Raw genomic sequence first — 11,715 nt, 5'->3', positions numbered from 1 at the left:
TGTTCCACTTTAGATATTTGTTTAAGATGAGATGTAACTCATTGAAATGTGTCATCATATTCGTCGTCAGAAAACAAGTATTATGCCATTATTTCAATGAGTTATCTTTTTTTGTCGTGTACAAAGTAATCCTTTATAAAAATCTTCAGCATGCCTGGATGGGGAAAAATAATATGAGGGGCAATATTATTCGCAGCATCAACAAGCAGAAGTACTCATCTATTCATTGCAGCGAATAATGCTTAAGCATTTGTGACCTTTTTTTTCTAGGGTGAATATAGGGTTTTGTTATCGCTATTTTCATCTTTATAGTTTTTTAGATTATCTAGAGTGATTACTGGTTCGTAATCACTCCTGGTCACAATATAATATTATTGGACTTTAGGTGTTGCAGGAATGCTGCCTTCTGGAATTACAGGAATTGTAGGATTAACTGGCTTATTTTCTTGAGCGGTATGCTTGGCCTCTTTCGCAGCATTATTTTCATGAGCCGCAGGACTAGCAGAATGTGTCGTGCCATAAGTCTCCACTTTACCTTTCTTTTTTGCCGATTTTGGTGGTGGGGTGGTGGTGTAGTGCGTAGACCCTTTGGCATCCACCCATTTGTAATATTCTTTGGCAAAACTCGTGGTTGAGCTTAGACTGAAGCTCAGGCATGCAGCCATGAATGCAATTTTGATGAAAGATGATGCCATAATAATCAAGTCCTTATTGTCATAATCAGTTGGATAGAGTGTTGGGTAAATAGAACTCCTGATTGCTTCAGTATTTTATATGATCTTGATCGTTTTGCAGAGAAAAAAGATAAACTGCCCCAAAATGCAGATAAATGAAGGATTAGGCAATCGTACTATTTGATCTTCATTTAATTAGAAAGATACTCCTTGATTCGTTACGGTGTTGTGAATCTGAATACAAAAATATATCCAGATACAAAATCAAAGTGTAAGAAATATATTTGAATTAGGGCGTGTCCTCATTTGAAGAATTGTTTTTAAATACTTAAAATCCTCCTTTAAGCTCTTTTCATTTCTATATTTTTCCAATGGCACGTACTCTTCTCACCGATGATATTTGGCAGCAAATTCAAGATACTATGCGATTACACGGTTGTTACTGTTCAAAAAACAGTAGAAATATCATGGAAGCTATCTTATGGAAACTACGTACGGGTGCGACATGGCGTGATATTCCTCAAGAACTTTGCCCTTGGTAAACTGCTTACAATCGCTTTAATCGCTGGGCAAGTAAGGGATTATGGGATAAATTTTTTTTAGATTACGAGGCATTCTGGATCAGGAATGGGTATTCATTGATGGAAGCTACATACGCGTGCATCAACATGCAAGTGGAGCTCGGCATGGTTTCGAAAGAGCAATTGGACAATCACGCGGTGGACGAACAACAAAAATACATCTTGCAACCGACGCGAATGGATTACCGATTGATTTTAAAATCACTGGGGGGGACGTCCACGACAGTCAAGTTGCAAAACAACTGATAGATATTGTAGGCGAGGCAACTTATCTCATTGCTGACAAGAGGTATGATGCTGAGCACATTAGAACATGTGCCAAGAACAAGAATATGATTCCCATTATTCCATTGAGATCAAACAGTAAGAGATCGAATAAGGAATTTGATAAATATCTATATAATAAATTAAGACATTTAGTTGAAAATGCTTTTGCGAGATTAAAACATTTCCGTGCTATTGCAACTCGATTTGATAAACTAGCACGCAATTATAAATCTATGATCCGTATAGCCTGCATATTTATTTGGTGCAAAGCCAAATGAGGACACGCCCTAATAAAAACATTTTTTAATAAAATAAATATTCATTCCATTTTATTATAATTTTTATATTTATTTTTTATGAAAATATTTTTTAATTATTTGAAAAATATAAAAAAGTTAATTTTTTTTTATTATGGTGTGCACTGCTAAAGACAAAACTAATGCATAAAAAATGAATAATTTAAAATTAAGCTATAAAAAGCTAATTTTTAAACTTGACTTTAATACTCGAAACCACAAAAATGCTGCTTTAGTTTTATATGCCTTAGATCGATCACCCTTCGAATAAGAGCCTTTTAGCAATGGACTTCTTCTCTAGCCGAGAAGCTGAACAAAGCCAACAAAATATGTTTATCCCAACATGTTTTAGACCTCATATTGCTCAAACAGCGACCAGGTCAGATTTTTTTCTTATTGCTATGAAAACTATGAAATTTGTGTGCTATAACAGAGCACACAGTGAATGAATGAATCACCACAAATGCCCTCCATTTGTGCGTGAAAAAAGATTAGGGTGAATCACGTTGGAACTTTTATCTGGTGGTGAAATGCTTGTTCGCGCATTGGCGGACGAAGGCGTTGAACATGTTTTTGGATATCCAGGCGGCGCAGTACTGCATATTTACGATGCGCTCTTTCAACAAGACAAAATTAATCATTACCTTGTACGTCATGAACAGGCTGCCGGTCATATGGCTGATGCTTATTCGCGTGTAACAGGTAAAACTGGTGTGGTGCTTGTCACATCAGGTCCAGGCGCGACAAATACCGTAACGCCAATTGCAACGGCTTATATGGACTCAATCCCAATGGTGATTTTGTCTGGTCAGGTTGCAAGCCATCTTATCGGTGAGGATGCGTTCCAGGAAACCGATATGGTTGGTATTTCTCGTCCAATCGTAAAACACAGTTTCCAAGTGCGTCATGCCAGCGAAATTCCTGCGATTATTAAAAAAGCATTCTATATTGCTTCTTCAGGCCGTCCGGGTCCTGTGGTTGTAGATATTCCTAAAGATGCCACTAATCCTGCAGAAAAATTTGCCTACGAATATCCTGAAAAAGTGAAGATGCGTTCGTATCAGCCACCGCATCGTGGTCATTCAGGCCAGATCCGTAAAGCAATTGACGAATTGATCAGTGCGAAACGTCCAGTGATTTACACTGGCGGCGGTGTGGTACAGGGTAATGCCTCAGCATTATTGACTGAATTGGCTCATTTATTGGGCTATCCGGTAACCAATACTTTGATGGGCTTGGGTGCATTCCCGGGCAATGACCCTCAATTTATCGGTATGTTGGGTATGCATGGTACTTATGAAGCTAACATGACCATGCACAATGCAGACTTGATCCTGTGTGTAGGTGCACGTTTTGATGACCGCGTGACCAATAATCCGGCAAAATTCTGTCCAAATGCCAAAGTGATTCATATTGATATTGATCCGGCAACCATTTCTAAAACCATCATGGCGCACATTCCAATTGTAGGTGCGGTAGAGCCGGTACTTCAAGAGATGCTGGTACAGTTGAAACAAATGAATGTTTCAAAACCGAACCCTGAAGATATTGCAGCATGGTGGAAGCAAATTGATGAGTGGCGTGCAGCACATGGCTTAAAAGTTGTAGCACCAACTGATGGCACGATGAAGCCACAACAAGTCGTTGCCGCTTTAGATAAAATTACCAATAGCCAGGCGATTATTACTTCTGACGTTGGTCAGCATCAGATGTTTGGTGCGTTGTATTATAAATACACGCGTCCACGTCAATGGATTAACTCAGGTGGTTTGGGAACCATGGGTGTAGGCCTGCCTTATGCCATGGCTGCGAAATTGGCATTCCCAGACCAGCAAGTGGTATGTATTACCGGTGAAGCATCGATTCAGATGTGTATCCAGGAACTTTCTACATGTAAGCAATACGGCTTAAATGTGAAAATTCTTTGCCTCAACAACCGTGCCTTGGGTATGGTGAAACAGTGGCAGGATATGAACTACGAAGGTCGTCATTCAAGCTCTTATGTTGAATCATTGCCTGACTTTGCCAAGTTGATGGAAGCTTATGGTCACGTGGGCATCCAGATTAACCATGCTGATGAACTTGAATCCAAGCTTGAAGAAGCCATGGCCATCAACGATAAATGCGTATTTATTAACGTTATGGTTGACCGTAGCGAGCATGTATATCCAATGCTGGTTGCGGGTCAGTCGATGCAAGATATGTGGTTAGGAAAAGGGGAGCGCACTCAATGAGACATATCATCTCTGTTCTCGTAGAAAACGAAGCGGGTGCACTTTCACGTCTGGTGGGATTGTTCTCTCAACGTGGTTATAACATTGAGACTTTGAACGTTGCACCAACCGAAGACCCAACCATGTCGCGTTTGACGCTGACCACGTATGGTGATGATCATAAAATTGAACAAATCACCAAACAGCTGAATAAACTGGTTGAAGTGGTGAAAGTGGTTGATTTGTCTGAGGGTGCGCATATCGAGCGCGAACTGATGCTGATTAAAGTGAAATCACTTGGATCGGCACGTGCAGAAATCAAGCGTACTGCTGACATTTTCCGTGCACAAATTGTGGATGTAACCCCGACGACTTATACCATTCAGATTGCCGGTACAACTGAAAAGCTTGACGGTTTCATTGATGCGCTTGCAGAAAATACCATTCTTGAAGTGGTGCGTTCAGGTGTATCTGGCATCGCACGTGGCGAAAAAGTTTTAACAGTCTAATTTTTTAACACATTCTACTCATCGTGGAGATGAGGATCCAGGTTAATGAATACCAATAACATCATTGACCTAGATAAAAGAAAACATAAGCATTTAAGCGGAGACAGCAATGCAAATTTTTTACGATAAAGACGCAGACTTATCGATCATCCAATCTAAGAAAGTAGCGATCATTGGTTATGGTTCACAAGGTCACGCGCATGCGCTTAACCTTAAAGACTCTGGCGTTGACGTAACTGTAGGTTTACGTGCTGGTTCGACTTCTTGGAAAAAAGCTGAAAATGCTGGTCTTAAAGTTTCAGAAGTTCCTGCTGCTGTTGCTCAAGCTGACTTAGTCATGATTTTGACTCCAGATGAGTTCCAATCTCAACTTTACCGTGATGTGATCGAGCCAAACATCAAACAAGGCGCGACTCTAGCATTTGCTCACGGTTTCTCTGTTCTTTACAACCAAGTTGTGCCACGTGCTGACTTAGACGTAATCATGATTGCGCCTAAAGCACCAGGTCACACTGTACGTTCTGAATTCCAACGTGGTTCAGGTGTTCCTGATTTAATCGCGATTCACCAAGATGCTTCTGGTAACGCGCGTAATGTAGCACTTTCTTACGCTTCAGGCGTAGGTGGCGGCCGTACGGGTATCATCGAAACTTCATTCCGCGAAGAAACTGAAACTGACCTATTCGGTGAGCAAGCGGTTCTTTGTGGTGGTGCTGTTGAACTGGTTAAAATGGGCTTCGAAACTTTGGTTGAAGCAGGTTATGCGCCTGAAATGGCTTACTTTGAATGTCTACACGAACTTAAATTGATCGTTGACTTGATGTTTGAAGGCGGTATCGCGGACATGAACTATTCAGTATCGAACAATGCTGAATATGGCGAATACGTAACTGGTGTTGAAGTGATCAACGAACAGTCTCGTGAAGCAATGCGTAATGCGCTTAAACGTATCCAATCTGGTGAATATGCGAAAATGTTCATCCAGGAAGGTGCGTTGAACTACCCATCTATGACTGCTCGCCGTCGTCAAAACGCTGCTCATGGTATCGAAGTAACAGGTAACAAGTTACGCGCAATGATGCCTTGGATTCAAGCGAACAAAATCGTTGACAAAGAGAAGAACTAATTTTTTAGTTTAATCTTTAAAAAACCCTTGTTGATACAAGGGTTTTTTATTGTCTAAAGTATTTTTAGTTTTTTGATGAAGATCAGTCTATTAATAATTCGCAACAAAACACAGCGGCTGAGGGTAGATCAAATGTAATTTTAAGTGTGATAGAGTAGACATAATTTATTGTTAAGTTTGGCTGAGTAATGAAAACTCAAATCCTGCTATGTCTTACCACTTTATCTTTTGCATGTTTAAGTTTTGCAGAAACAGTGCCTGTAACCAAGATTGATCACCTCAAATCTTTCACAAATGTTCGGGTCTCTATGCAGCGAATGTTGCGTTCAGATGATGGACGCTATTTTCTTGATTTATATGCAGGAATCTGGAATCCACACGGCAAATTCCATGATTTGAACGAGCAAAAAACGATTGCTTTTAAAGGTTTGCAAAAAGGAGATCAGCTTAATCTTAAATCGGTAAGTGTAGAGGGGGAGGCAACAGCATCTGAACAATATCAGTTAAATGGAAATTTAAATGCCAATACAGGACAGATGTCATCAGTTTTGATCACAGCAAAGAATAATGAAAGTATTCCAATTCAATTTGGGCCTGCATTTACAGCAGTAGAAAAGCCGCTGTTCATATTTAAATTTTATGGTCTTGAAAATCCCCAACAGCCTTATGGACGAGCCTTAAAACAAGTGGATGTATGGAATAAAACGACCAATACAGTCGTTCAAAGTTTGTCAGGGTTTACTGCTTATCCCAAGAGTATTGGTTATATGGATATTAATCTTGATGGCTATTATGACATCGTGCTTTCAGATACTTCCAATGAACGGAAAATTGAAGATAAGCGCTTTATCTACTGGATGTATAACCCTAAAACCCATCAATTTCAACGCTCCCCCCAATTAGAAAATATTACTGGATTTCCAGCTATTCAGGGAGAAAAACAACAAATTGATTTCGGTTATGGGCAGGTCTATCAAGTAAAAGATGGCTTATTAAATCGGGTAGAAAATAATTGAAAATTATTTTATAAAATAATTTTTTAAAAAATATAAATAAAAAAACTGAGTTTGAATTAATTATTATTAAAAGAAAAATATTTAATTCGATGAATGTTCATCTTATAAATTCCTTAAGTATTTATATGAATAATATTTTTTACTAAATGGTTATATGTCAAATTTTTATAACCATAAAATATTACATGTTGTACTAAATAAAGTAAGATACATTACGGTTGAGAAAACATTGGTATTAAATAAAAACAAGACTAAAAATAATTTTTTCGCCTTCTCTTTTTTTATAAAAATAATTTATATAAGTTTTATTTTTGTTTAAGTTGTTATTTTATAAATGAATTTATTTTTTGATGGAATTTTGAATTAGATCTATTGCGCCTAAAGAAAAGTATTAATGTTTGAAAAATAAAGTAAAATTATCGATAAAATCACATATTTTTTAAATAATAAGCTGTAATTTACAAACTTTTGTAAATTATGTAACTTTATTTTAAGCTAGTGTAAGTTGAGGTGATTTTAAAAATAATAATAAAATTAGTGGTTTAGTTATTTTTATGTATTTTGAATATTATTTTATTGTTTTTTATTTTGAAATAATTGGAAACATTTCTAAATTGTATCATTTTATTTTGTGTCGTAACCTTATTATAAATATAGAATTAAAGTTGTAAAGCAAATAAAAAACAAATATTAAAGTCGTGTATTGTGAATAATAACATTTTTGCATTTTTTAAAATTAAAGATAATAAGATAGGTCAACGGTTACGTAACCTTACTCACAATAAAAAGAGTTACATCGTAATCGTTAAAATAACTATACACACATATTCTTTTAAAAAAAGAAATGGAGAAAATCATGAATAAAATGACCCAAGCTGCATTAGCGGCATTAGTACTTGGCGTTTGTGCAACAGGCGTGTATGCAGAAGATGATTTGGCAAGAGGGATACCAACTCCACCACCACCTTCAGGTTGTGATGTAGATTGTAGTGGTAAAATTGATATTAAACTTAAAGTTGAACCGCATTGTGAACTACAAGTACTTACTCCTACTTTGACTTTACAAGATAAAGTGGGTGGCGATACCGCACAGGGCAGTTTCCGTGTTGGGGCAAATGCACAGTTTAAGATTGGTTTAACAACTGCAAATGGTTCTAAACTTAAAATGGGTGCTAATGAAATTCCTGTTACAATTACCACCAAACGTAATGGTACAACCACTATTCCTTTAAATGCGACAACAGCAGGTCAACCATTTACGCTAGGAGGGTGGACGCCTTATGATGTTACTGTTGTAAGTCCACAAGTTGGTGTATCTAAACCAGTAGGTACTTATACTGAAGAATTGCGAATTGCTGTTTCATTCTAATTTTTAATTAGAAATAAAAAAAGTTGGTATCACTTTATAGTGATGCCAACTTCACTATAAAAAGATCAAAATTTAAAAATAAAAAATAATAGGTAGGGGAAAATGAATAAGTTATTTTCGATGTTCGCTATTTCTATTGTGTTGGCATGTTCACAGACAATTTATGCAGGACTAAAAATTACGCCTATTCAACTGTATATATCGGATGTTAAAAAACAGCGTAGTGCTACCGTTACATTAGATTATAATGAATCTGATCAAGCTAAAATATTTGAAGTTTCTGCCGTTAAATGGGGACAAAATGCAGAAGGGGAAGATGTTCTAGAGCCTGATAATTCCGTAGTGATTAATCCTAAAAACTTTGTATTACAACCCAATAGTAAGCAGATTGTTCGGGTAGGATTCACTCAAATGCAAGCCCCAAAAAAAGAAGAAACTTGGCGAATCATTTTTAATGAAATTGCACCTACTGTAAAAGAGTCAAAAGTTAATTTCCTGTTTAATATTTCTGTCCCACTATTCGTAGGGGTACAAGAAAAAGTGAAGCTAAATTTTAACCCTGTATATAATGGATCACAGCTTTCATTAAATGTGAAAAATAATACCAATACACATGTTCAAATTAAAAAAATAACCATTCTGGATGACAAGAAAAAAGAAGTTGCAGTCACTACAGATATGAAATATTTACTTAATAATCAGCAACAAAAATTTAATTTTGGTGAGATTAAGTTGGGGGATTTCAATAAATATAAATTAATTATTGAAACAGATAGAAGTGAATTGCCGATGGAATTTAATTTGTCAGGGTGAGGGGTTATGCAAAAAATCATATTGTTTTTGCCATGTATATTTTTAAATATAGTCCTACCTATTCAGCGGGTAAATGCAGAGGAGAACAATGTTTTTTTTAGTAACGTCTGGTTAAATGGTATAGATAAAAATATAGAAACATTAGTATTTGAAGAAGATAAAAAAATATATATAGAGTGCCAATCTTTAAATGCTTTAGAGTTGAAAGGAGATTATTTTCCTGTCCATCCCATAAAAAAAGAGTTTTGCTTGGTTTCACTGAATCCAGCTCTTGCTGAAATAGATACACATGTACAGTCAGTAAAACTAACAGTACCCGCAGAGTATTTTCAAGCTAAAGAAATAGATCAAGAAAAATTGATTATGCCTAATAGGGCAGCTTTGGGTGCTTTTTTAAATTATGATCTTTTTTATGAGCAGACTTCACAGGATGACCAATTTAATTCATTAGCAGAATTAGGGGTGTTTAAAGATTATTGGTTATTTCAAAATTCTACGCTTATACGAAATTTAACTGAGAATGAACTGGCTCTGGCACCAGAAGAGGTAAAACAAGAAAAAATAGTTCGTCTAAGGTCCGCTTTTGATCTAGATTTTCCTGATAAGTTTTTAAGTTTAACCGTGGGTGATACCACCACTATTTCCAACCCCTTCGTTAATTCAGTACGTTATGGTGGTTTAAGTTTTGGAACAAATTTTACAGATCGGCCTGACTATATTTATTGGAATATGCCGACTTTAAAAGGAAGCGCTGTTTTACCCTCAACTGTGGATTTATATATTAATGGGGTGAGTATTTCTCAACAAAGAATTACTCCGGGGAATTATACTTTACAGCCTGGTGCATTGATTCAACAATCTGGAGATGCTCAGGTAGTGGTAGAAGATATTTTGGGTAATAAAACAGTCCAGAGTTTTCCTGTATATATTAATAATAAACTGCTTAAACCTGAGTTAAATGAATATAATATTTCTTTAGGTAAGATTAGATATAACTATGATCTTCAAAGTAATGATTATAGGGAATTTTTTTCTAATATCTATTTTAGGCGGGGGATAAGTAATTTAACTACCCTTGGGTTTAATGCTACATATAGTGAAGAAGTAAAGAATCTTGGTTTATTATGGACTCAAGCGATTAGTAAATATGCATTATTAGACGCTTTTATTGCAGGAAGTGATAGTAATGATGGATCTGGCTATTCGGTAGGTGGCTCGATTAGTCGTACTGTAAATAATATTTACTTGGGTTTTAGTGGGCAGTATTCCACTGATAATTATAAAACTTTGGGCTATAGCAATGAAGTACTTATTCCAAAATATGATTATATTTTTTATTTCAGTATGTATGATTTGCCAATAATAAATAATTTTAATTTAAATTATTTAGAACGAATTTATTATGAAAATGATAATTTTAATATTTCAGATAGCCGTATATTAAATCTAAGCATTTCTAAAATGCTGCGTTCAAATCTTTCATTCAGTATTTCAGGTTTTAAAGAGTTTGCTGGTGATAAAAATTCTGGTGCATATTTATCTTTAAACTATAGCTTAGGTAATAACAAGAATGCTTACTTCTCACATTCAACAGATAATGAAACAAGGGTGCAATTTGTTAAAGCATCTCCAGCACAAACTGGGTTTGATTATGTTTTGGGGGCAAATCAGCGTCGTGGAAATTTAGCTTATCAAGCTGCGGGTTTATTAAAATCAAATGTAGGTGATTTACGTGTTCAATTGGACCAATCTGATGAATATGAAAATAATCAGGTGATTTATCGCGGGGCTATTGTCTGGTTGGGTGGAAAAGTAGCATTAACAAAATCTGTTGATAATGCATTCGCTTTAGTTAAAGTTCAGGATTCTCCAGAGATTGATGTTGCAAGGTCATTATCTCCTGTAGGAAGCACCAATAAAAATGGCTATGTGTTTGTACATAATATTATTCCTTATGTGCCCTATGATATTTCGTTTGACCAAAATCAGTTAGCAATTGAAGATGCTTTTGATTATTCGAGCCAAAAAATGATTGGCTTAAATCAACGGGGCTATATTCTAGATTTTCCTGTATATCATACCCAACAAGTCATTTTGCGTTTATTGGATCAAAATAATCAACAGATGCCTCGTACAAGCGAAGTATATATCAATGGTGAAGAGAGCCAGTATTTCCCTGTGGATGCCCAGGGTAGGGTGTATTTATATGGATTAAAACCGAATAAATATCGGTTTTTAGCGAAAGCCAAGGGTGGCGAGACATGTCAGGGTACTTTTGAGGTGTCAAATCAGAACCAAAAAACGCTAGAGCAGTCAGTTATGGATGTTATTTGTCGCTAGAAAGGGTTATTACAATGAAAAAAATTATCATGATCATTTTACTCTATGCAAATTGTGCTTTCGCTTATGCGGGACAATGCTATTTAAATGCTATATCAGAACCGGTCATGCATTTGGCAGATTATTATCATAGTTTTGCTGCAACTTCCTTTAAAGTCTTTTGTGACCAATCCTATGCAATTAAATTTAGTAGTCAAAATTTGCGTAGTTCGGATGGTTCGAGTTATGTATCAAATGGTACTTACCGCTTGAAAACCCGAATGAATATTTCGGGTCCTGTGAGAAATCAGTGGAATGTGCCTCTTTCCCAGTCGGGAAATTCAAAAGATAGTAAATATGTCATTGCTGTACGATTGGAAGAACAGCCTTCTATACGTACGCCAGTTGGCATATATAGCGATGTAATATACGTAAACCTATTATTTTAATTATTTTGTATGCCAGTGAAGGACTGGTCTGTAATTGAGCGTAAACGTAAAACTGAAAAGAGTTGTTTAAAACAGCTAGATTG

General features: G+C 36.1%; 9 protein-coding genes and 1 pseudogene. 9 read left to right on the top strand and 1 reads right to left on the bottom strand.

The annotated features are described in order from the left end of the window. Positions 1-371: 371 nt before the first annotated feature. Entirely contained in the window at positions 372-695 is a 324-nt protein-coding gene (locus FTU91_RS07675; RefSeq protein ID WP_180044562.1) for a DUF4124 domain-containing protein, read from the bottom strand. Positions 696-1,045: 350 nt separating this feature from the next. Between FTU91_RS07675 and FTU91_RS07670 the strand changes: the two are divergent. From FTU91_RS07670 to FTU91_RS07630, 9 genes and pseudogenes are all read left to right on the top strand, one after another. After that, positions 1,046-1,800: pseudogene (locus FTU91_RS07670) on the top strand (IS5 family transposase). Between the two features lie 524 nt (positions 1,801-2,324). Continuing rightward, positions 2,325-4,052, top strand: coding sequence for an acetolactate synthase 3 large subunit (locus tag FTU91_RS07665; RefSeq protein WP_086195355.1), 1,728 nt, complete (start codon positions 2,325-2,327; stop codon positions 4,050-4,052). Beyond that, complete coding sequence (ilvN, locus tag FTU91_RS07660; RefSeq protein WP_086195356.1) at positions 4,049-4,540, top strand: acetolactate synthase small subunit; 492 nt, start codon at positions 4,049-4,051, stop codon at positions 4,538-4,540. Before FTU91_RS07665 ends, ilvN begins: the two co-directional genes overlap by 4 nt. Before the next feature lie 109 nt (positions 4,541-4,649). Beyond that, complete coding sequence (gene ilvC / locus FTU91_RS07655) at positions 4,650-5,666, top strand: ketol-acid reductoisomerase (protein ID WP_086195357.1); 1,017 nt, start codon at positions 4,650-4,652, stop codon at positions 5,664-5,666. A 188-nt stretch (positions 5,667-5,854) separates the two neighbouring features. Then, positions 5,855-6,682, top strand: coding sequence for a hypothetical protein (locus FTU91_RS07650; RefSeq protein WP_180081663.1), 828 nt, complete (start codon positions 5,855-5,857; stop codon positions 6,680-6,682). Positions 6,683-7,538: 856 nt separating this feature from the next. Continuing rightward, a complete protein-coding gene (locus tag FTU91_RS07645; RefSeq protein WP_180044622.1) occupies positions 7,539-8,051 on the top strand; it encodes a hypothetical protein in 513 nt (170 codons plus the stop codon). Between the two features lie 102 nt (positions 8,052-8,153). Continuing rightward, positions 8,154-8,864 (top strand): molecular chaperone, encoded by a 711-nt coding sequence (locus FTU91_RS07640; protein WP_180044623.1) that lies wholly within the window; start codon positions 8,154-8,156, stop codon positions 8,862-8,864. Between the two features lie 6 nt (positions 8,865-8,870). After that, positions 8,871-11,204 carry a fimbria/pilus outer membrane usher protein gene (locus FTU91_RS07635; protein ID WP_180044624.1) on the top strand — a complete coding sequence of 778 codons (2,334 nt, stop codon included), beginning with the start codon at positions 8,871-8,873 and terminating at the stop codon, positions 11,202-11,204. Between the two features lie 14 nt (positions 11,205-11,218). Continuing rightward, positions 11,219-11,632: a hypothetical protein gene (locus FTU91_RS07630; protein ID WP_180044625.1), complete on the top strand. Its 414-nt coding sequence runs from the start codon at positions 11,219-11,221 to the stop codon at positions 11,630-11,632. Positions 11,633-11,715: the final 83 nt, after the last annotated feature.

This window comes from Acinetobacter sp. YH12201, from assembly GCF_013418145.1.
Taxonomy (GTDB): Bacteria; Pseudomonadota; Gammaproteobacteria; order Pseudomonadales; family Moraxellaceae; genus Acinetobacter.
Note: the sequence above shows the minus strand (reverse complement) of the source record. Positions and strands in the feature narration are given on the sequence as shown.